At 58.2% G+C, this 22,568-nt stretch carries 15 protein-coding genes; 3 read left to right on the top strand and 12 right to left on the bottom strand.

Translation table 11 applies throughout. The features are described 5' to 3' along the window. Positions 1-31: 31 nt before the first annotated feature. The 6 genes from EOA85_RS05785 to EOA85_RS05760 form a co-directional block, all read right to left on the bottom strand. Entirely contained in the window at positions 32-1,294 is a 1,263-nt protein-coding gene (locus EOA85_RS05785) for a polysaccharide biosynthesis/export family protein (protein WP_127208689.1), read from the bottom strand. Continuing rightward, positions 1,281-2,558, bottom strand: a complete 1,278-nt coding sequence (locus EOA85_RS05780) for a hypothetical protein (protein ID WP_127208688.1) — start codon at positions 2,556-2,558, stop codon at positions 1,281-1,283. The genes EOA85_RS05785 and EOA85_RS05780 overlap by 14 nt, the downstream gene beginning before the upstream one ends. Further along, positions 2,555-3,559 carry an SDR family NAD(P)-dependent oxidoreductase gene (locus EOA85_RS05775; protein WP_065009407.1) on the bottom strand — a complete coding sequence of 335 codons (1,005 nt, stop codon included), beginning with the start codon at positions 3,557-3,559 and terminating at the stop codon, positions 2,555-2,557. The genes EOA85_RS05780 and EOA85_RS05775 overlap by 4 nt, the downstream gene beginning before the upstream one ends. 76 nt (positions 3,560-3,635) lie before the next feature. Beyond that, on the bottom strand, positions 3,636-4,334 hold the full coding sequence (locus EOA85_RS05770; RefSeq protein ID WP_127208687.1) for a sugar transferase: 699 nt from the start codon (positions 4,332-4,334) through the stop codon (positions 3,636-3,638). Next, positions 4,331-5,467, bottom strand: a complete 1,137-nt coding sequence (locus EOA85_RS05765; protein WP_127208691.1) for a DegT/DnrJ/EryC1/StrS family aminotransferase — start codon at positions 5,465-5,467, stop codon at positions 4,331-4,333. The genes EOA85_RS05770 and EOA85_RS05765 overlap by 4 nt, the downstream gene beginning before the upstream one ends. Positions 5,468-5,514: 47 nt before the next feature. Then, on the bottom strand, positions 5,515-6,237 hold the full coding sequence (locus EOA85_RS05760; RefSeq protein WP_065009409.1) for an NDP-sugar synthase: 723 nt from the start codon (positions 6,235-6,237) through the stop codon (positions 5,515-5,517). Between the two features lie 633 nt (positions 6,238-6,870). On the opposite strand from EOA85_RS05760, the gene EOA85_RS05755 reads away from it, so the two are divergent. Beyond that, positions 6,871-7,545 (top strand): response regulator transcription factor, encoded by a 675-nt coding sequence (locus tag EOA85_RS05755; protein ID WP_127208686.1) that lies wholly within the window; start codon positions 6,871-6,873, stop codon positions 7,543-7,545. A gap of 96 nt (positions 7,546-7,641) precedes the next feature. On the opposite strand, the gene EOA85_RS05750 is transcribed toward EOA85_RS05755, so the two are convergent. After that, positions 7,642-9,327, bottom strand: coding sequence for a PAS domain S-box protein (locus tag EOA85_RS05750; protein WP_348627882.1), 1,686 nt, complete (start codon positions 9,325-9,327; stop codon positions 7,642-7,644). A 317-nt stretch (positions 9,328-9,644) separates the two neighbouring features. Between EOA85_RS05750 and EOA85_RS05745 the strand changes: the two genes are divergently transcribed. Beyond that, a complete protein-coding gene (locus EOA85_RS05745) occupies positions 9,645-10,355 on the top strand; it encodes a helix-turn-helix transcriptional regulator (RefSeq protein WP_065009412.1) in 711 nt (236 codons plus the stop codon). Positions 10,356-11,470: 1,115 nt separating this feature from the next. Here EOA85_RS05745 and EOA85_RS05740 read toward each other — a convergent pair. From EOA85_RS05740 to EOA85_RS05720, 5 genes are all read right to left on the bottom strand, one after another. After that, positions 11,471-13,687: an oligosaccharide flippase family protein gene (locus EOA85_RS05740; RefSeq protein WP_127208684.1), complete on the bottom strand. Its 2,217-nt coding sequence runs from the start codon at positions 13,685-13,687 to the stop codon at positions 11,471-11,473. A 73-nt stretch (positions 13,688-13,760) separates the two neighbouring features. Further along, positions 13,761-15,980: an exopolysaccharide transport family protein gene (locus tag EOA85_RS05735; RefSeq protein WP_127208683.1), complete on the bottom strand. Its 2,220-nt coding sequence runs from the start codon at positions 15,978-15,980 to the stop codon at positions 13,761-13,763. A 1-nt stretch (position 15,981) separates the two neighbouring features. Beyond that, a complete protein-coding gene (gene asnB, locus EOA85_RS05730; RefSeq protein WP_127208690.1) occupies positions 15,982-17,979 on the bottom strand; it encodes an asparagine synthase (glutamine-hydrolyzing) in 1,998 nt (665 codons plus the stop codon). A 4-nt stretch (positions 17,980-17,983) separates the two neighbouring features. Then, positions 17,984-19,252, bottom strand: coding sequence for a polymerase (locus EOA85_RS05725; RefSeq protein WP_127208682.1), 1,269 nt, complete (start codon positions 19,250-19,252; stop codon positions 17,984-17,986). Continuing rightward, positions 19,249-20,475 carry a glycosyltransferase family 4 protein gene (locus EOA85_RS05720; protein WP_127208681.1) on the bottom strand — a complete coding sequence of 409 codons (1,227 nt, stop codon included), beginning with the start codon at positions 20,473-20,475 and terminating at the stop codon, positions 19,249-19,251. The genes EOA85_RS05725 and EOA85_RS05720 overlap by 4 nt, the downstream gene beginning before the upstream one ends. A 1,160-nt stretch (positions 20,476-21,635) precedes the next feature. On the opposite strand from EOA85_RS05720, the gene EOA85_RS05715 reads away from it, so the two are divergent. Further along, positions 21,636-22,568, top strand: a 933-nt coding sequence (locus EOA85_RS05715) for a calcium-binding protein (protein WP_206523247.1), incomplete at its 3' end; no start/stop codon positions are given.

Raw genomic sequence — 22,568 nt, 5'->3', positions numbered from 1 at the left:
CGGCAATCGCGACAGAGCAAGGTACAGCAGTCTATCGGACCGCGGCGGTCTCGAGACCGTTGCTGAACCTTACCTCTATCGTGTCACCCGGTGATACCTCGGTGTCTTCTCCGGCCGGCTGTTTGCGCCATTCCTCACCCATCTTGCGAATGATCGTGACCTGAGCCTGGATGGTTTCGCCGGCAACTGGCAGTGGCTGGGCGGACGCCCCGGTAGGCTGCAACTTCTGGCTGGCGGCGCGAAGTCTTGCGGTGATGTCGGCAAGACGCACGTTGGTGTCCTTCAGCTCAGTCAATAGAGCCATCCTTCTCAGGTTGTCATTGCGCTCGCGTTGCCTGAGAAAATCATCCTGCTGGCGTCGTGTTCTCATGAGCTCAACCGACGTTTCGAGCGCCCGGCTGGAAGAGAGAATCACACCGCGCCGGACATCGGCGAGTCTGTCGTTGGTCAGATTGCCTGCTTTATGCACTTTCGTTATTCGTGCCAGGTCGTCCTCGTCCGCTTTCACTGCCTCGGCTTCGGCCTTCTCGCGCTTGAGCAGGACCTCGATCTGTGCCGAAGCAGCCTTGGCACTTTGTTCAAGGTAGCTTTGCTCCTGCTGGAAGTTGTCCAGGGAAATCTTGAGCCCTTCTGCTTCAGCCTGGGCGATTGCCGACACGAAAGCGGCCGACAAGGGTGACCCTTGTGGTGGCTTCATGTCGAAATTCGCCTGGTTCTGAAGTTCGGCGCGCAGGCGGGCGCTATGAAAATAGTCTCTGGTGTACTCCCCCCAGGCCGATTCATAGTCGCGCCGCAGATCCACCGGATCTGGGCCAACCTGGTTTGCCCTTGCCCGCAGAAGGCTGAAACCGCCAGACACGGCGATCGCCTGCCGTACGGTCATGAGCGGTCGGTAAGCCTGCTGTCCGGGAGTGAGCACGTCGCCGGTCACGTAGATCGGGCGATACTCTGCGATCACGGCGGTGACGTCGCTCGGCTTGACGACGATCATTTGCTCCCGCCCATCGGGCAAACGCTGGTGAAATATCTTGGTAGTCAAGATCGTCTCCATGCGTGTCTGCAATTCGGCCGGAGTGAGGCCGCCGACCGAAACCATGCCGACTTCGGGAAGCGCGATCGTGCCGTCCATTTGAACCATGACACGTTGCGTTCGTTCCGGGATGGAGGCAATTCCTATCTCGACGGTATCGCCGGCGGAAATTCGATACGCGACCCGCGTCTCCGCTGCGGCGGCCATACCCACGACAGCCAGCATACCAAGCGCGGCAAGAAGGATACGATTAGTGAAGACCATTGGTGACAATCTCCTTCCGGTTCAACGTCGACTCTTCCGGCCAATCGACACGGGAGACGAAGTCGTAGACTGGCCCGCCGGGCACGCCCCAGTTGCTCGACCAGATTACCTGCGAGCCGTCAGGGGATGGTGAGGCATGACTCTCGCTTCGATAGTCTAACTGAGTGCTTCTCGTTTGTGCGATGCGTCGGACGTCCCCGCTGCCATCGATGCGCAGCGCGATCACTTCCTGTGCATATGGCGCCCAGTCCGGGTGAGCCGATATCTCATCCGGATCGCCGCCATAGGTCAGGAACACCCAACCAGGCCTATCCAGCGCACGCAGGGATGCATGCATGGCTTCGCCGTATTTCATAAGTGGGGTGACCTTGCCGTCGGACAGCCTTCGCTTGATCACCTGATACTTGTCCGGATCGGACTTGCTGATACCGACATAGACTTCGCTGCCGTCGTCATCGACTGTCATATCGCCATGCCCGGGCCGGTGATGTTCCATCCACCTCTGGAGCAAAGTGCCCTCGACACTAAAAATGAAGCCCTGTTCGATGCCGCTTGTTATCTCCTGAAGGCATAGAATGTTGGTTCCGAGCGGAGAAATCGAGCAGGTGCCGTTGGTTCCGCCAATATGCTCAAGATCGATGTCCGGGAATTTCCGCCGTTGCTTGAGATCGTAAGCAAAGACCACCGCATCCCCATTCTTACGCACTGCACGCACGGCTATGCGGTCACCGTCACGGCTTGGATTGCCCTTGCCCGGCCCGAAATGGAAATCGTGATACTCAGTCGAAACAAACAGGACATCTTCGCGATTGGTCCGTGGCGCCCAGGTTGACACTTGCCGACCCTGAACGCAGATCATCAGATCGGCGTTTTGAGGGTGCCATTCGCATTCAGTCGATCGAGCGCGGCGGAACAGCGGAGCATATGTGTGCCCGTCGAAAAAGCACATGCCGCCGCTACAGCCGTTGGTAATGACGAGAAGGCTCTGGTCTGAATTCCAGGCTTGGGCACTCGAATAACGGTGGCTGCAATATTTGTTCCCGCATGCGACCCCATTGCCAAGCACTCCCGGCTTGGTAATGCGCATAAAGATTGTTCCAAACGCCGGATCCGTCACTGGGCGCAGATAGTCGGGCAGATCCATCATCACCGGCGCGACAAATTGTGTCTGCTCGCTGCTTTCCCGGCTTCCTGCCGCGGGCAGACCCAACGACATGGCAACGGCAATCAACAGCAGAGCCGATGCACGCTGGTAGAAGGTCATGTCATATAACCCATTTCGCGGCGTACGCGGCCTTCGCTGAGGCGCGCCTGCCACCATCCGATGGTTCGCTCCAATCCTTCCCGCAGGCTGGTCTGCGCCCGCCATCCGGTCTTCGTCTCGAGTTGCGAAGAATCGGCCAGCAAGGCACGGACTTCGGAATTCTGCGGCCGCAGACGGCGTTCGTCGCGGTGAACCGGTTTTTTGGAGCCGCTCAACTCGAGCACCAGATCCAATACGTCCGAGACCGTCACAGCGCGCTGGCTTCCGGCATTGTAGGCATGGCCGAATTCGAGCTCGGCCGAACCTGCGGTCAGGAACGCCGCCGCAGTGTCTTCCACAAAAGTAAGGTCGCGGACCGGACTTGTGTCCCCGACCATGATCGCCGGGCAGTTTTTGTCGAGAGCCTGCCTAATGATGGTCGGCACGATGGCCCGCTCACTCTGACGTGGGCCGTAGGTATTGAACGGTCGCATAATCACGACGGGGACGTCGAACGACCTGGCGTAGGACTCTGCCATCATGTCCGCGCCGATCTTGGATGCCGAATAGGGTGACTGGCCCTGCAGCGGATGGGATTCGCGGATAGGCATGGTCTGTGCAGTGCCATAGACCTCGCTGGTCGAGGTGTGCACCACACGCTCTGTCTCCCATTGTCGCGCCGCTTCGAGGACATTCACTGTGCCCAGGATGTTGGTCTCCACATAGGATTGAGCGGCCGCGTATGAGTATGGAATCGCAATGAGTGCGGCGAGATGAAACACAACGGCCTGGCCACGCATGATCCGGCTCAGGAACGCGCTGTCGCGAACGTCGCCGCGGACGAGGTTCAACTGGTTTCGAATGGTGTCCGGCAAATCATCCAGCCAACCATGACTGTCGAAGGAATTGTAGAGGGCGAGCGCCGTGACATCCGCCCCACTACGGACGAGCGCTTCGGTGAGATGCGACCCGATGAACCCATCGGCACCCGTAACCAGAACTTTCCTACCCCTGTAGTTCATGACTAAGCGTTCCTCCCCCTATGACGTGAAGCGCTGACTTGCGAGTTCACCAGAGCCTGGCCATGCCAAGCATTTCTCACATGCCGATTGGTGGCGGCGAGACCAGGCCGACCGGCGGCCGCGAGACCAAGCCGAGAACCGCCAGAAAGCCGCGCATCATCCAGATGATGTCAGCGGCGATCGTCCGCTGCGGATAGTAGGAGAGGTCGATCCTGGCCTTGGCAGGAAACAGAACCTCGCGGTAGAACAGTACCGGATCCGCGGATCGCGGATAGAATTTGGCCTCATGCCGGAAGAGAACCTGGGCCGGACCCAACAAGCCCGGCTTGTATTGTAGAACGGCCTCAAAGCCACCGCGGAAACAATCGGCAAAGACAAGGCTCTCCGGCCGCGGCCCGACAATTGCCATCTCGCCTCTGAAGACATTCCACAATTGCGGGAGCTCGTCGAACTTGGTGAGGGCGAGGAACCGACCTATTCTCGTCATGCGGCTGTCGCCGGCCATGGTCAGCGCCAAGCCGCCGGGATCGCATCGCACCGCGAATTTGCGAAACTTATACATGCGGAACGGCCGCCCACCGGCACCCACGCGGGTCTGCGTAAAGAAGATGGGCCGGCCTCCTTCCAGTAAGAGCGCCAGGGCGATCACCAGCATCAGCGGAGCGAAGACTATGGCGGCTGCTGTAGCGATTACGAGATCAATTGCTCGTCTCGCAAACCCATGGGCGGCGCTTGAGACAACAGATCGATGGATGGATAAATCCAAGGCATTCATGCTGCTGTTCCTGCTTGGGCGCAACTGTGGACTGCAGCGGCAAGAGCGGCCGCCACTGATTCGACGACAGGCGCGGTGATCTGGGGATGCAGTGGCACAGTGAGCTCACGCTGGGCAAAGTCCTCTGTCCGCGGCAAATATGTGCCGGGGAAAAGCTCGCGATAAAGCGTCATCTGGTGCACCGGCGGATAGTGGATGGTGGTTTGTATTCCTTGCCTGCGCAATTCATCGATGACGTCTTGCCTGTCAGCGTAACGCGGCAAAAGGATGGGCATGATATGATAGGCGGACGTCCGCGGCTCGTGGAACGGAACTGTCACGGCCGGACAATGTTTTGCGATCAGACGTCGATACAGCATGACCAGAATACGCCTGATCTCGTTCCACTCCTGCAAATTCTGCAGCTGGACCAGTCCGATTGCAGCGCGCAATTCATCCATGCGATAGTTGAATCCGAGCATGGTGACATCGTATTGCGGCGTGCGACTGTTCAGCCTCTGATGTGTCCCCGTGGTCATGCCGTGCCCACGGGCCTGGCGGATTGTCTCAAGCAGCTTGGGATCTCGGGCAATCACGGCCCCACCTTCCGCCGTGGTCATATTCTTGTTGCCATAGAAGCTGAAGGCGGCCGCGGCACCAAATGTACCTACCTCCTTCAGGCCGGGCGCATGCGCGGCATCCTCGATGATCTGCAGCCCTCGGGCACGAGCGAACTTCTGCCATTCTTCCCGATTGGCGAGATAGCCGGCAAAATGCACGAGAATGACCGCCTTGGTGCGCGCAGTGCATCGCGCTTCAGCTTCCACGATCGACATCAGCGGCACGTCGGCCGACTCGATATCGACAAAGACCGGAGTGGCACCGACGTAGAGAACCGCGTTTGCGGTCGCCACGAAGGTCATTGACGGGACCAGCACTTCGTCGCCTGGTCCGATACCGAGTGCATGTAGAATGAGATGAAGCGCTGCAGTACAAGAATTGACCGCGACGCAATCCTCTGCACCATGCATGTGGGCAAAAGCCTCTTCAAAGGCTTTCACCTGCTCTCCCATGGTCAACCAGCCGCTATCGATGACCTTGGACAAAGCTGCCTTCTCCGGCACACCCAAAATTGGGGCACTGACCAAGAGCATCATAACCTCCTAGACTGTTGGACTGTGGGATCGGCTTGGCGATGTCGTCATGCGGCCGTGGCAGTGACCTCGATCGAGGCCGACTGGTCTTCCCAGGAAATGGCTTGTGCATTCTGGAAATCGTCGACGCGCCCAATATCGAGCCAGAGGCCATCATGCTTGTACACGTGGACAGTTGTACCGTTCTGCATCATCTGCAGCATCAGATCGTCAAACCCGAAGGGAATGCCAGATGGAATAAACTGCAGAACGTCTGGATTCATGCAGTAGATTCCCATGCTGACCAGGTGCGAGAGCGTCGGCTTCTCGCGAAAGATCTGCACGGTGTTGTCGACTTCGTCTATGACGCCGAAGTCCATTTTGATCAGGCGGCAAGCTGTCGCGATTGTCACCGGATCGGTGTGCCTGCGGTGCGCTGCCACAAATCGACTGAGGCTTAGATCGGTAAGGACATCGCCGTTGAGGACTATGAATGGTTCTGTCAGCTCATCTCTGATCAATGAGAGCGGTCCGATGGTGCCGAGCGGCTCCATTTCTTGCGTGTATCGAATTTTCAGGTTCCACTGCGAGCCATCTCCGCATACGGTGCGGATCAAGTGGCCGAGATACCCGGTTGTGATGTAGACCTCTTGGATGCCATTGCGTCGCAGCCATTTCAGAAGCATCTCAAGAACCGGTCGAGCACCGATCGGCATGAGCGGTTTCGGCAAGACCGACGTGAAGGGGCGAAGGCGTGTCCCCATTCCACCACATTGAATCACTGCTTTCATCTGGTCCTCCCATGTTCACTCGACCTGAACGCCATCGTTACGCCACAGCATCCGGAAAGCCCGTTCTTGTTCTCTTAAAGGACCGGTGAGGTTTCCCGCCGGCCCTGATCCGGACATTGTAGCTAGATGGTATGTGGCCGTTGGGGGGGATGTCGTCGTGCATTCGAATGGTAGCGATTCAGACATTCTGGTATTCAATAACCGTGCCGATCGACGAAGGCTGGCGCCTCTCGCAGAGGCAGGCTCGGAGCGCGGTTCAGCGATCAGTTCTTGGCCGATCAGCTTGGGGCCACAAGACCGACAAAACCCGAATGAGTGCTTACAATGAGCCTAGTATCCACCAATCGCCGGAACGACCCAGGACAACCCGGCGATTGCGCGGTATCGGCATCGAAGCGAGCTGTTGGGACACGGGTCTTGGAGGCTGAGAACGAATGTTCGACAGGTCAGCCGGCTCCGTTCGCGAAATTCAAAAATAAGAGGAGCGTTTCCCGTTATTTAGGATTATATTAGCAATCTGACGCTTGCGGTGTTGGGGCATCGCAGGTGTTGACTGGATGAATCGACGAGTGGTCGGCCACGACTTTAAGGCCATCGCCGTTCAATCATTCCAGGATTCGTTGGGGTAGTTCAATGTATCGAATCGTCATCGCCGACGATCACGGCTTGTATCGTCGTGGCTTGCGATTGGCACTGACCGCAGGCATTCCAGGTGTGGAAATATTTGAGGCGTCGTGTTTCGATGCCGTACTCAGTCTGCTTGCGGAACAGGCGTCAGTTGATCTTGCGATCCTGGACCTGAACATGCCGGGATTGTTCAATCAGGAAGTGCTCAGCGGCATACTGTCGGCTTATCCGGATACACGCTTTGCGATCGTTTCCGGGAATGATTCCCGCTCGGAGATACTCACGGCTCTGTCGATCGGCCTTCACGGCTATATCGTAAAGTCGCAAAGAGACGAGGAGGTGGTCATGGCCGTCAACGAAATCCTTTCGGGCCGCATCTACGTTCCTGCACTTCTGTCGCGCCCCGGAGCCGCACAAGCAACTCACGTACCTACTCCGTCCGAGCATATCCCACATCGACGTACCACCACTGGCAATCTTGGCAGGCTGACCTCGAGGCAAAAGGAGGTCCTCAAGCTGATGGCGGAAGGGTATTCGAATAAGGAAATTGCGCGCGATCTGGAAATCGCCGAAGCGACGACGAAAATTCATGCCGCTGCGGTTCTGCGTGAGCTTGGGGTACGGAATCGGACAGAAGCTGCCGTTATGCTGAAGACTTGGCTAACCAGGGATATCAATTAGAGCGCCGCGTCCTGTTGGGCGCGCAAGGGACGCTCTAAAACTTGAATCTACGCATTATGGCTTCTAGAAACGAGGCCGATTTTTTGCGCCAATGCGTTATGGGCCGATTTCCTTGCGCGACAGCCGCAGCGAATATCGCAGCCCGTGATCCGACATTTCCAACTTGGGCGAGTAACCGACAAGCGGCGCCCCATCCACTCCGAGTATCATGGAACCGAAACCATGACGGACAACTTTTGAAGTCCGCCGTCGCCCCGATTCCACCCACTCGAACACGATGTCACTACTTGCGTCTTCAGACGCGAACGTCCAATTTACCTCGATCCGGCCTTTTGAATCGCCAAGCGCTCCATGTTTCAAGGAATTGGTCGCAAGCTCGTGAACAATCATCGCGAAGCTTTCGGCGGCGCCGCCTGAAATCACAACGGAAGGACCGCTGACCGATATGTCGCGTGTTCCCATATACGGCTGCAACTCCTGGACAACGAGATCGTGGAGCATCCCCGACGCATTGCCGTTGCGTGAAAGCAGCAGATGCGTTGCTTCGAGCGCACGAATTCGGTCGACGAGCGTCTCCTTGTACCTGGCGACATTGTTCTCGGGAACATCGACCATGTTCACCAGCGCCGTGATCACAGGGAATAGGTTGCTGAACCTGTGGCGTTGTTCGAGCATAATGCGCTCCCGCTTCTTTGCCGCGGCGCGTAGCAGCGTGGTTTGTCGTCGCTCGGTCAGGTCGGCAGCCACGCCGAGCCGCTGTAGACGATCATCGTATTTCTCTTCCCTTCCGCGCAGGGCAACCCAGCGGATATGTCCGTCCGGTCGTCGGACGCGAATCTCGACGTCGTAATTCGTGACTGATGCGAGCTTTCTCGATGCTACCAGCTTTGGCCAGTCCGCCGGATGAATGACGGCTGACAGTTCGTCCAAACGGCGGCTAGCGGCCGGGGGCAGGCCGAGAATGTCCCAGAACGTGCCGGAGCCGGTGACGATCCCGTCTTTAAGGTCGATCCGCCACGTGGCCAGGCGTCCGGCAGACAAAGCGAGATCCAGCCACTCCTTCTGAGCCCGAAGCGCTTCGTGTACGGCTCGTCGTTCCGAGATATCGTCGACCACCACGAAGATGCTCTCTGAGAGAACCCCGTCGGGCACGGATGAAGACAGGGTTAGCCGCGCCCAGAATGCCGAACCGTTCTTTTTTAACAGACGCACCTCCGAAGCGAACGAAGCAGAGTCGTTACCCAGGCCCGCCAGCAACTGCACCAAGGCATCACGGTCGTCCGGATGAACGAGTGTCTCGAGCCGCAATTGGGCAAGCTCCTCCTCCTCGTAGCCAGTCATCTCACTGAGGCGTCTGTTGGATTGCAGAAGCTCACCTCTCTCGTTGGTGTTTGCGAAACCCATGGCGGCGCGTTCGAAAGCCCAACGGTAGCGGTTTTCGGTTGCTTCGACGGCAGCGAGTCTGGCTTCCGCTACTTCCAGCAGCTCACGCAAGTCCTGCCGCAGCCGATGGAACGTCATGGCAATCACCCCGCCCGAAACCACAAGCAGAATGGCGCGCGCCCAATCTTCGCCGGAGATCTGACCATGCAGGGTGCTTCGTGCCCACAGGCCGGCGGCCACCATCAGGATTGTCGCCGCAAGCGCAGGCCCACGGTCTTCAAGATAGGAAATAATTATAATAGCTGGAATAAATTCCAGAAAACTCGAACCTTCCCCAATATATGCTGACGCTTTTGTTTCAAATATCAGTGTAGCAGCCAGTACCAATGCGGAGGCCACATGAGTTAGCAGCCTGCCCGATGGGTTCGAATCCGGCCTGCGCAACTGCGAGTTCATAGGCGTAGACTACAACCATTTGACTAGGCCGTCGAGACTAGAGCAAAAAACGTACAACCTAGTCCGACTGCCGGATTGCCATACCACTATCACAGCGCGCATTTTAACCGACGGGGGGAGGCATGACTTGGTCAGAACTCCTCAGAATATATCGAGTTTCAACGTAATAGGGCCCGTTTTTGCGAGCCCTATGCATACAAGACTGCTTGTAAATCCCGAACAACTTATTTTCGGGCTGTGAAACTTGGGGAGGTTGAAAAATGACTCTGATCGATAGACACAGCGATGTCGTTGCGGGCAAACGATACATTACAATAGGGACCAAGTATAACGCCGGCACGCAGATGACGCGGCCCTCGTATGCTTATCCTTCAACTCGAGCATCAGATCGGCCGGACGCAGAGGGCGACGAACCAAAGAAGCGCAGCCTGGAATCCATCACTGGCATGCTCGATCGCATCGGCTGTGGATATCTCGTACTGAACCGCGAAAGAAAAGTAATCGAATGGAACGCAGCTGCCCAAACCACACTGGAGCGCCAGGGCGAAGCGGCTGATACAGCCGGTGAGCTTTCGATAGCCCTAAGGCGGCTGATCGCAAATGTTCCGGCCCATTTCCTGCCGGGTTCACTGTCTTGGGTGGTGATCCGCAGCAGAAGCGACAGGCCGGTGATACTGAAAGAGAACGGCCTTATCGCTCCTGACGGAACGAGCATTGTGGCATTGCTCGATCGTGAGAACAGGTCGGGGCCAAATCCTCAGACACTGCAAAGGATGTTTGGCTTGACGAGCGCGGAAACGCACCTTGCGCTGCGCTTAGCTCAGGGCGATGCGCCGTTGGAGATCGCCCGCAGTTGGCGCCTCAGCCGCACCACGATCCGCTCCCAGCTTGCCTCGCTATTCGCCAAGACCGAAACTAGACGTCAGGCGGAACTGGTGGCTCTTCTGGGGCGCATTTCGGTGTTGCCATAAGGGCCGCCGCCTAGGGGCATGTTCCATCCCGAGAGAATCGGGATGGAGCCCTAACTTATTATTTTACCATGATCTTTCCTGACAACCGGTTTGCGCTTCTCGGGATCATGCCCAGGCGCCGGGCGTCAGCATCCACCAGGATTCAGGCGGCCGGAATTTGGAGCTGTTCCAACATAGGTTGCCCAACCACGGCTGGCTTCGATGCGCCGGCGTACAACGTCTAGGCGGGGACCACCGGTTGGACAATGATCCACACAACCAGTCTGCTCTTTCCGCGCGCTGAAGATGGAATCCGTTTGATCGCGATCAGACGAACTAGCCCGGGCGGGTTCGATCCTCGTCACCGGGGCCGCAGGCTTCATTGCTATCACGTGGCCTTGCGGCTTGGGCGGACGGAATCGAGGTCGTGAGCGTCGACAATCACACCCCTTTTATGATCCAACTCTAACGAAGCGGGTTTTGCACGCCTCTGTGCCGAGCCGGGGTTCACCCCGCTGCGAATGGATCTGGCGGACTCGGCGCCTTCAGCTGCTGTTGTCAGACTTTCAGCCGTGCATCTCACCGCTCAGGGCCGGCGTGCGTTACTCCGTCCCTGAGCCGCAGCCTATGTGCAGTCGTACATCGTGGCGTTTCTCAATGTGCTTGAGGGCTGCCGGCACTTCGGCATTGATCACCTCGTTTACGCCTCGTCGAGCCCGACTATACCGTTTTCCGAGCACCATCGCGCCGCATCGCGGCTGCAATATCGGCAGTAACCGGCCAGAAGAGATCAAGCTGGCTGTTTAAATCATCGAGACGGCTGGCCAGCGATGTACCTTTGCCGCCCCGGCGACGTTCTGGGCACTCGCGCCGGCGTCAGCGACCTTCACAATGTTGTCGGCTCCGCCCCCCGCGACAGCGATCGAGGACGGAGCGCAATGGTCGACACTTTCATGGGACGGATGCTGCAGCCAGCACAAGCGTTCATGCGGGTCTGAGAGCCCGAGGTGTCGGCCGCGCACCTGTCGGGCGGCGCCGTCAGTGTGATCTGATATCCGCAAAATCAATTTTGGAGCGGCCCAGTGTTGGCGCGGCCCAATGGAGCGAATTTGGAATCCAGCTCCGACAACCTCAGGTCAGCGCAAGAACCGATACCGGTGCCGGCTGTCGCCTGCGCCTGTTCTGAACGACGTTAGCGCAAAAATCAGCGCAGGCATGATCTTCAGTCGTTTTCTGATATAGATCGCCATCGCCAGGTTCCAAACGGCCAATGCAAGCGTCAGGCCCACTGCAGCACCCAGCGGACCGTAAAGCTCGATTCCTGCCGCACAGCCTATGATGCCGGCGATTGCGCCAACGATCATGGCTGCTGCTGCTGCCCATTCGTTTCCGGTCATGGTCAAGAGATTCAGCTGGGGTCCGCATAGCGCGACAAAGACATATCCGAGCATCAGTACCCGCGCGATGGGTGCTCCTGTGCTGAAATCCTCACCGAACCAGCTCATGAGAGGTTTAACAATCACAACCAGCGGGAGGGCCATCGCTATGGCGCCGACAGAGGAAAGTATGGCGGCTCGCGAAAATAACTGCTGCAGGCCCTTCCGATCGCCTCGGGTATGAAGGGCAGCCGCTGCTGGCGAAAACATCACGCCGACGGCGACGAGGGCAAGACTCACAAGCAACGCGACATTCAGTCCCAAGGCGAAGATTCCTGCGTCTCGAATATGACCTGACCAGCCCAGCACCATAACCCCTGCCCGACCGATGAAAACATCGAGCCCGGCCATGAGCATGATTGGTGGAACCGCCGCCCACCACTCTTGCGACGCGTCGCTGGGTTGAGTGTGCCGCAAGCCAGGCGGCTGAAACCTTGTCGCCATGATGAACACCAGTCCGACTGTGATGCCCGAACTTGCCAGCACCGCTTGCATCACCAGGGGGGCGTCGAGGGTCCATGATCCGGAAAGGGCCGCGACTCCCAGCAACATCACCAACAGGCCGTCGCGTACGATGCGTTCTGGCAAAAGGGCTGAGACACCACCGCCGAAGGCACGAACAAGTGCTGCACCCAAGGCCGAGGCGGTGAACAAAGGCACGGCTGCCATGCCAAGGAGTTGGCTGATTTCAAGTTCCTTGTGAGAAGGATCTGAAAAGAAAAAGATCAGAGCGGCGCCGATCATGCCGAACAGTGTCGCCGCCGCCAGCGATCTTTGCAGAGCAAACCTGACGACACCGTGTGCCAGGTCAAGTCGCCCCTCTGCCCGGTAGGCGGACACGAAGCGCAGTAGGGAGACATTGAAACCAAGCATTGCAAGATAGCCAAGCAGGGTGGTCCAGGCCAGGACATAGGAATAGATGCCATAGCTGGTGGAACCGACGAGGCGGGCAATCAACAACTGCGCCAAGCTGGTCAACCCCGCGCCACCGATATAGATCAAAAGGGCGAAGATGCTAGCGTAGCCGAGAGTCCGACCCATGTCTTCCTGGTGAGACAAAATTACATCCGCCGCAGCAAGAGAGGCCGCAGAAGTTCGTGCGGCCTTCACATCACAATCGTCGACGTCGCTTTGGTCAACCTCGAGTATCTTATGGCCTTGGCTGCCTTTGGCCGCAGGTCGACCTCCGGCTTGCAAAATTTTCGAGATTATCCTCCGCTCGACACACTGAATGCCTTCTAAAGAGGACTGATCGTTTAGAGTTTGGATCGGAATGATTTTTCGGTCGGCCCCGACGAGAATATCATTTATGCTTTGAAATATCCCAAACGTGCGCATGTTTGTGTCAAAATCTGCTTCGAAAATTCGCTCCGCAGGCGCTTCATGCTCCATCCGTTGCTGCAAGCGCGTCTCAACGATCGCGCGTGGCGCAACAACTCTGAGTGTGAAATCAGCTGCGGGCGCGAGACTGAGCGCCTTTGCCAGCGCGACCCTGTCTGCGGATCCATTGAACATTGCCAGCGACGCAATCGCCTGGACGTAGCCCTGATCGAATATGACTACTTCTCTGGATTGCTTCGCCTCATCCCAGCGGCGCGAAAGCTTCAATATGTGCTGCCAGAGCCGGGCCCGCCATATCCTTTTTTTTGGCGGCATCACTCTTATCATGGAAAGCGACGTTGAAAGATCCTTGATCCTGCCTCTCGGCGAAAGCAGGATTTTTAATGTTGAAAATATTGCCGACACGATCCTGAAAATAGCCAGAAAGATTCCAAGATCGACACTCGATCCCCTCTCGCGAGGGCGGTGACTGGGGGCAACCTTGGCGTGGTACCCTTCCTCCCGCAGTCGCCGGGCAAGGGCGTGAGCAAAGGTTCTCTTGCCGGATCCAGGCGGTCCGAAGAGTTCAATGATCATGGGTCCAATCCGTTCGTGGCGATACCTGCGCGATTTCCGCAATCATCGTTGCTTCGAAGTCCGCTTGTGACGCTCATGATGTTTCCTCGAGCAAAAGATCAGCGCTGTCCCCGAACTGGTAGCCGGCGTGCTTCTTGAGATTAACCTGCGTGAGAACGCTCCCCACAGGGGCAGAATCTGACGCATCGCTAGCAAGCGTTTCCAAAACACCGCGTGCGATGCTGCGTCGCGTCCTGCCCCAGCGAATGGCGAAAAGAACCGCATCAGCCCAGCCCGTCAGAAGCCCGGCCTCCGGCCCTCCAAGTCCCAGCGGTCCATTTATGATGACGACGCTGTAGATCGAGTGCAGCTCATCCGTGAACAGGGAGCTGTCGACCGTGGACAGCAATGCCAGCAGATCCTCCGACGGTGCGAGAGCCATGAAGTCGATTCCGATTTCAGGTATTCCCGCGATTGCATCGTGCAAGGCACACCGTTCACTCACATAGTCCCCGAAAAAGTTGTGTGGCTTGAGCGCCGTGAATTCATCCAGGAATTCGTTCGTGAGGCGGGCGCCCGTGCGGTCAAGATCGAGGAAAAGCACTCGCCCCCCCAGTCGGGTGGCTGCCAAGGCAAGGCTCCATGCAAGCTCGGTCTTGCCATCATCCTGGACGCTGGACGTTACGAGAATGATGTGCGACGAGCGATCCCTCGCTTGCTTGGGTGCTGCGGTGACAAGCAGGGATGTCACGGCGCGGCTGTATCTGGACCTCTGCTGGCCTAAAACCAGCTGCTTCAGCCGTTTGGCGTGCATTGTGGCCGCTTGTGGTATCAGCCCCAAGCACGGAACCCCGAGCGCTGCCTCAGCTTCGGCCTCGCCCCGCAAAGTCTGATCGAGGCGGTTGCGAACGACAACGAAGACCCCGCCAAGAAGCCCAAACACAACCATACCAGGTGGAATAAGGAAAATCGGCGACAGGGTCTTAGGAACCGTCGGCGGCCATGCCGCCGAAAGGACCGACACTCCGGCCGAGGGCGTTGCGATGCGCCGTATCAAGTCCTGTTGTTGGGTCAGAAGCTGGTTGTATCGTTCCGTCAAGATACTTACCTGCGGCTCGAGTGCACGCAGCCCGGACAGCCGGCCGGCCGTATCGGCCACAACCGCGTCGAGCACATTCTTGCGACTTTCCAGAGCTGCAATCTGGGCCCGGTAGATGCTGGCCTCGGCAGCGAGACGAGCGGTCTCTTGTTCGATCTCGCGGTTGATCGCATCGCTCAAATTTTTATCTGCCGTGTCATTGGCCTGGCGAGCCGCCAGGTCGGCCAGCGCCGGTGATCGGATAGCTTGAGCCAGCGAGGCGACCGATGCCCCCTCCTTTCGCAGCTCCTGAATATGTTGAAGGCGAGATTCCGTGGCGGAGAGATCCGCTTTCGACAAGGAAATCTGCTGGCTGAGTTCAGCTGTCTCCTTGGCGGCGTTGTCCGCAGCACCTTGGTCGACTGCACCATGGCTCAGCCGATACTTTTCCAGACGATCGGTCGCTGCTGCCAGATCGCGTTGTACGCCCGGCAGAGCCGCGACTATCGAGGTGAGTTCCAGTCTATCCGCTGCCTGGCGTCTCTTCGCGAGATCGTCGATATACAATCGGGCGAACGTATTAGCCACCATAGCGGCTCGCGCTGGATCGGGATCGGTAAAGCCTATGCTGATGACTCTCGATCGCAGTTCCTGCCCAACCCTCATGCCCTTTCGCAATGCCTTTAGTTCAGCCGCATCCGCAGCTTCCGGCTTGCCCTGCGGCCAAATTCCGGCCAGCAGGCCGTCTACTAATGAGCGCAAAATCGGCCGGCCGCCGCGAGCAGGGTCGGGACGAGCACTTCCAGTTCCGGCATCACCTTGTTCGGCGGTGCCGCCGAACTCCGTCTTGCGCAGCTCTGCCATCACGCGACGCAGATTTCCTTGCGACAAGAGCATGGTTATATTGTCGTCAATGCTGGCATCCAGCATCTCCGGAGCAGGTACCGCGCCGGCGGGCCCATTCCTGCTTGGAGCATCGAGAATAACTTGCGTACTCGCCTCGAACCGGACAGGGACAGCAAAACCCGCAAGCCCGGCCAAAACACCGCCCAGAACCACCATGGCGAGCAGGAACCGTTTTCTCCTCGTGATGGTAATGAGGAGTTGATGGACTGAACTCTGCGCGTCCATCTGCTCGCGCAGCGGCCGCCTCATGCGCGGCTTGGTCTCGTGCGCGGTTACGTGCATCTCAGTGGCGCGCGGAAGTTGCTTGCGGCTGATTATGGAACCTTCCATTTTATACTCCTGCCGGTTCGAGTACACGATACAGGTCCGTTGCGGGCGCCGGTGGCCGACGGGCCTCGTCGCGCCAGGCCTGGAACATCAACGCCGCCCACAAATCACGAGAATGATCCTGCCTTCCATCCAAGTGATCTCGCCAGCACGTCTGCACCTTTGCAAAGTCGAAGATCCCGTCCCCGGACAGGCGCATATCGGCGAGCAGATCGCTGGCCCAGATACGCAGCGGCCCTCTGAGCCAGACTGCTATAGGGACGTCGAAGCCATGTTTTGGCCGGTCGATCAGCCGCTCCGGAACATAGCGATGCAGCAACTGACGAAGTATCCACTTGCCCCTGCCGCGGCGAACCATTACGTCCGCCGGCAGCCGCCAGGCGAAGTCGACAACCCGATGATCGAGAAGCGGGCATCGGCCCTCAAGGCTGTTAGCCATGCTGGCGCGGTCCAGCTTCACCAGTATGTCGCCAGGCAGATAGCCGACCATGTCCTCGTACAGGAGACGTGACAGCAGACCATCCAGCTGCGGCGCACCATTGATCGATATGGGCGGCCTGTGATGGGTGAGGTTCTCGGTCGATGATCCCCTAAGCCGCTCATACAGCTCATCCTCATCTGCCGCGGCGAGCAGCCGAGCCAGGCGATCCAGCCGGTCGCTGCGCAGCGCATGCCGCGCATGCGCTGAAAGCGGCAGCTTGCTGACGAGTTCGTGACGGGCTGCACGGGCCAGCAATCCAACAGCTGTCGCAAGCGTCTGACGCAGCGGCAACGGCAGCTCATGCTGTCGTTTTGCTCGGGCCGCCATGAGGTGGCGAGCGTAACCGGCGAAGCATTCGTCGCCACCGTCGCCCGACAGAGCCACCGTAACGTGCTGGCGAGCCAGCCGCGCCACGAGCAGAGTTGGTATCTGCGATTCGTCTGCAAACGGCTCGTCCCAGGTCTGCGGCAGTTCTGAGATGATATCGCGCGCGGAGGCGGGCGAAAGGTGAAGTTCGGTATGGTCGGTGCCCAGATGCCGGGCGACCTCAGCGGCGTGGGGTGCCTCATCAAACCCGCCTTCTCCAAATGCGATCGTGAACGTGCGCACCGGTTTTGAGGATTGAGCCTGCATCAGGGCTACAACAGCGGAGCTGTCGACGCCGCCAGATAGAAAGCCGCCCAGCGGCACATCGGCGACCATGCGTTGCCGAACGGCAAGTCTCAGCAGCTTGTCGAGTTCATTTGTCAGTTCTTGATCGGTGCCGGCGATTGGTTCCTGCCGACCTTTCTCGGCAACCTCGGCCAGCGACCACCATTGTCGGATGCGGTTCGAAAGGGACCCCGCACTGCGTGCGTGGGCGAAATCTGCGGCCGTCAGGGACAGAACCGAGCCGGGTGGCAGCTTGAAGACGCCTTGCCAGATGCACCTGTTGTCCGGTACCCATCCCCTCGACAGCATCGCCGCCGCCGCATCGAGATCGATCTCCTGACGGAAATCTGGAAAACGGTTGATTGCCTTTAACTCGGAGGCAAAAACCAGTGCGACGCGTGTTGAAGCAACGTAGAGCGGTTTTTTGCCCATTCGGTCGCGGGCGAGATGAAGGCTCCTCGTCCTCCGGTCCCACAATCCGAACGCGAACATGCCGGCAAAGCGCTTGAGTGCGGTGTCGAGTCCCCAATTCTCGATCGCGCACAGCATGACTTCGGTATCGCTGGTGCCGCGGAAACAATGGCCCGCGCCTTCAAGTTCGCGGCGCAGATCCTGGAAATTGTATATTTCGCCGTTAAAGGTGATGATATATCGGCCAGTCGCCGAATGCATCGGCTGGTGTCCCGCCTCTGACAAGTCGACGATGGCCAAACGCCTGTGGCCGAAGGCAACGCCGGCTTCACGATCTGTCCAGAAGCCGTCGCCATCAGGCCCACGGTGACGAAGAACTTTCGTCATTTGCGCTATTGCCCTCAGCGGCTTCGCACTGGCCGCATCGGGTGCAAGAAGGATTCCGGCAACCCCACACATCCCGTCACCCCAAGTCCCTGGAAGTTTCACTAGAAGTAGCCCACACTGCTCGCGGCGTTCCGGCAACAAGGCAGAGGGTCAGCGCAAACCAAACGATCGGGTGGCGGATGATCAGGTGCGGAAACCCGTAAATCATGATCGCCACCACCAGCGCAAAAAGGGCATCGAGCTTCGCACGCCATGCTGACATGGCCGCCGAGCCGACGATCCAAAGCAGGGCCAGGACCGCGATCAGACCACCTTGCGTGTACAGATCGAGGATCGTGTTGTGAGCCTCGAAAGGTTCGGGCAGAAACTGCCGATATTCGACCGAGGGGCGGTCCACATGCGGGCCAGGACCAAGGCCAAGAGACGCTGACGTCACGCCCTTGTAGACTGCATTACCCCAGAGCCTGACGCGAAGTGTAGCGGTTTCGGCGGTATCCTCGCCGCCCCTCCCCTTGCTGAGGCTCTTGGCGAAATTTTCAATGCTGCTTATGTCCCTGAGAACGTAGGGCGTCATCGACATCGCCAGGGGGAGGAAGCCGACCATCAGGAGGACGGCGACTTGCCGGGAAACGCTGCCCTTGTCACCGGTCGTGAGCCATGTCCGAACCCGCAGTCCTAGAAATATCAGGCAGGTCAGGACGCCTGTAAGAAGATAGGCATCACTTTTTGTCAGCCTACCGACATAGACGGTCAGAACAAGGCTGCTGAACCCGATCACCCTCCCCCATGGACTGCTTGTGGTCGTAGCAAGATGCAAAGCCAGCGGACCAAAGATTGCGCAATAAATAGCAATTTGGTTCGGATTCTCGGACCAGCCGGTGAAGCGATCCCAGAACCAGGGATTGACGCCGGGCTGGTGGATCCAACCCCACCCAAGCGCCAGCTGAAAGACAAAGCATGCACTCACTATCCCGATCGCCCACCAGGCAGTGCGGCGCAGTTGGCGATCGGCGTCGGGCTCCGCGGCGGCCAGACAGGTGACGCTGGCCAACAGCATGTAGGCCATTATGTCGTGAATCGGCGCCGAGAGGTCCAGGACCGCCGTGGTCAGCAAGCCGACAATCGCACCGACCGCCAGGGTGAACGTCATGATCAGCCAGAAGGTCGCGAGACGGAATAGGGCCGGCGTGGCCTCCAACCGACCACCGATGACTACTCGCCCGATCGACAGCATGATCCAGAGCGCTAGCAACAATTCGGTATATCCGAAGGGCAGACCGGGAACACTGAGCTGCACCGCATAGCCCATCGCAATACCGCCGGCCAGCAACGCGTTCCGGATCATCGGCGCGCTCCACCCAATCCGCGGCTTGCGGCATCCTCTTCCAGCACGATCGATGGCGCCGGTCGAGCAAGACCGCCATTGGATTCGGCGCTAAGGACGTTTTTGTAAAGATCGCAATATTGGTCGACTACCCACGGCAGCGCGAACTGCTCCCGGACGAGTTCGACGGAACGACCGCCCATGATCTTTCCGTGATCGCGGTCGGACAGGATGTCTACTATTCGAGCCGCAAGGCCATCGGCATCGTGCGGTGGGACGAGATAGCCGTTCCATCCGTCTTCAACCACGTCATTGCAGCCAGGCATCCTTGAGGCGACGATAGGCAATCCCGCCAGTCCGGCCTCGAGCAGGACGCGCGGAATCCCTTCCCGATATTGTGTTGGAAAGGCGAACAGATCGGCTATGCCAAGAAGGGCTGGAACATCGCGTCGTGGGCCTAAGGCGATGACATGGGGGGCATATCGATCGATGTCCGATTTGTCGACGGCAAATGGCCCTTCGGATTCCCATGGGCCGACAAGCACGAAACGCGCATTGGGCCTTTTGGACAGGATGTGCGGGACTGCTTTGAGGAGTGTCGGGATACCCTTCTGGCGGGTCAGCCGGCCGACAAAAATTACGACTTCAGCGGATTGGAGCCCAAGCTCTTCGCGCATTTTCATCGCGGACGGGGCAAGATGCCTTGCCATGGCGAACGCATCGATGTCGATTCCTGAACTGCGGATCAGCCGTCCGCTGCCGCGTCGGATCAGTCGATAGCGCTCGAAGAAAGCCTGATCGTCCCGATTTTGGAAGACCGTCGCAGCCGTCCAGAAGGACGAAAGCCATTGCAGTCCGCAAAAGATTGGACGCAGGGCCAGAGCCCGTGGCTCCTGCGACGAGAATGTCCAGCCCAGACCATTGATCGTGCGGATGACTGGGGCCTTCCCGCGCACCGCAAGTGGCGTCAGTAGGTTCGGTTTGGTGTCGAAACTTTGGACAACATCCGGTCGCAGTTCCGACATTAATTTTCGAATCGTTCGAATGGCGCCCCACTCCCCGCTGCCGCCGCTGGCAAATCGGTCGAAACCATAGCGGTGATGCGGAATGCCATGCCGCGAAAACGCGGTTTCACCGCCACTCGAGACTGCGGTGACCCGAAAACCCCTTTCGCGAAGCGACATTAAGAACGGAATTCTTAAGGCGTGATCCTCGCCTCCCACACACACGAGATGCGGGTTCATCCTGTCTCTCCCGACCATGTGCCGTCCCCGAATCGCGGGAAGTGGCGGGCTTTTGACTCTGCCTTCATGATCTTGGTTTCGCTTCTTCTGCGTGTATGGATGCCAAGTCACGGTACGGGCAGGCTTGCCTACTGTCCTCGTCTGTTTGCATGACGCAAACCGCATTTGGATCAAGGCCTTGCGAGCATCAGGCAGCTAAGTCTCCGACTTGGCGAGGCAATCCAAGCCAAAGACCTGCACAGGGTGTGCTACCGAGGCCGTATGGCGGGCCTCCTCGACGCGCATATCCTTCTGCGCAATGAGGGGTGTGGCGGGATCGTTTGCACGTCGAACTTGAGAAAAATTTTGCGGGCACATTCGCTGGCGGGCGGGGCAATCAAGGACTGCGCTTCCGATAACCGTCCGTTGTCACCTCAGTCTGGGTCGGTCGGTGACTTTGCCAGCCTGAGCATCGTCCCGATCGCGGGCCGGTGCCCCTGTACGCTGGTTGAACAGCATCTCAGTCACTTCCGCCCCTGGTAGAATCTGCCTGCGACCAGCAGGTAACCTAGCTCGATCATCTCCGATATCGGCAATGTCGTTGGCGGATGACATCGTTATGAGCGAGCACCTGCCCACTGTGTCCACAGAAAATTGGGTTGCGACGCCAGAGAACATGGCTTGGCTCAGCACCTAGCTTAACGCAGTCAGATTTGCCCGCAGGTAAGTGTATATTGTACAGAAAAGCTATTCTGGCTGCCGTTGTATTCATGGACTCTAGTTGCCGGCAGTTAAAATCCGACTTCTGTGGCGCCACTTCAGCGGGTCAGCACCGCCAAGGCATCTTCGCGAAATACCGGCTTCGGCGCCATCTATAATTTTTTTGAAAGGCAAAATCCTCGACAGGACATCACTGTCGAAGACGGATCAAATATAAGCAATGTAAAAGACCATTTTGAAAAAACAGGACAATTTATCTGAATGCCCGTGGTTATGTATACCATAATAAAATAGATTTTACTTGGAAATATCGTGGTGATCCTAAGTAAAATTCTGCTTCCGTGAGGCGATCCTGCTGGTGATCAACGAATCTATCAGAGGGGTGTGGGTATGTGATTTGAAGCTAATATACGCCGTCGAGTAGGCAGGCACCGCGGGGCGCTAAGAAAAAAGGATTATTGATGGCACTTCATTTCGCAGCAGGTGGGTCCGCCACAGAAGTCGCAAGCGCCGGTTTCAATCTGGTCGACGTTCAATACATCGACCAGGTCAATGAGCTGCCGGATGGCACGAAGGCTATGGTCTGGCTCAACGAGGGCGAGGGCGTGACCCAGTCCTTTATCGACAAGGTCACCCCCTTCCTTGGCAATCCGAAGGTGTATGGGTTTTTTCTCGTCGACGAGCCGGATCCCACCGGCCAATACCACACCCAGGTAGACGCTGAGGATCTGAAAGCCGAATCCGACTGGATCCACGCTCGCATGCCAGACGCCAAGACCTTCATCACCGCGATGGACATGGGGTCTGCCGAAAACCCGGATTTTTCCAACACCTACAACTATGAAAACACGCATATCGATCTGTTTGGAATAAGCGCTTATCCGGTGCGCACCGGAACAGACACGGTCGACTATGACATGATCGACAGAACCGTGGCTGCTGCGGTGGAGTCGGGCATCCCGGTCAGCCAGATCGTTCCGGTCCATCAGACCTTTGGCGGCGGCAATTGGACGACCAACACGGGCGGCAAATATGTCATGCCGACCGCGGATCAGCTGCAGACGATGATGGACCACTGGGACGAACTGGTTCCGTCGCCCGAATTCGACTTTGCCTATGCCTGGGGTTCGCAGGAAGGCGACGTCGCACTTGAGAGCTCGCCGGAACTGCAGGCTGTTTTCCGGGAGCACAATCTCAGCACAACTGGGACCGTCGCTTCCGACGTCATCGATGACAGCTCTACCGCAACTGTCCCTGCCGACGCCACCATCAGCGACGACAGCGCCGCTGCGGCCGCCGCTTCCGACACCACCACGAGCGACGACAGCTCTACTGCGACCACCGCTTCCGACACCACAGCGAGCGACGACAGCTCTACTGCGGCCGCCGCTTCC

The sequence above is a fragment of the Mesorhizobium sp. M5C.F.Ca.IN.020.29.1.1 genome, from assembly GCF_003997375.1.
Lineage (GTDB): Bacteria > Pseudomonadota > Alphaproteobacteria > Rhizobiales > Rhizobiaceae > Mesorhizobium > Mesorhizobium wenxiniae.
This window is presented reverse-complemented; position numbering and strand designations above follow the sequence as displayed.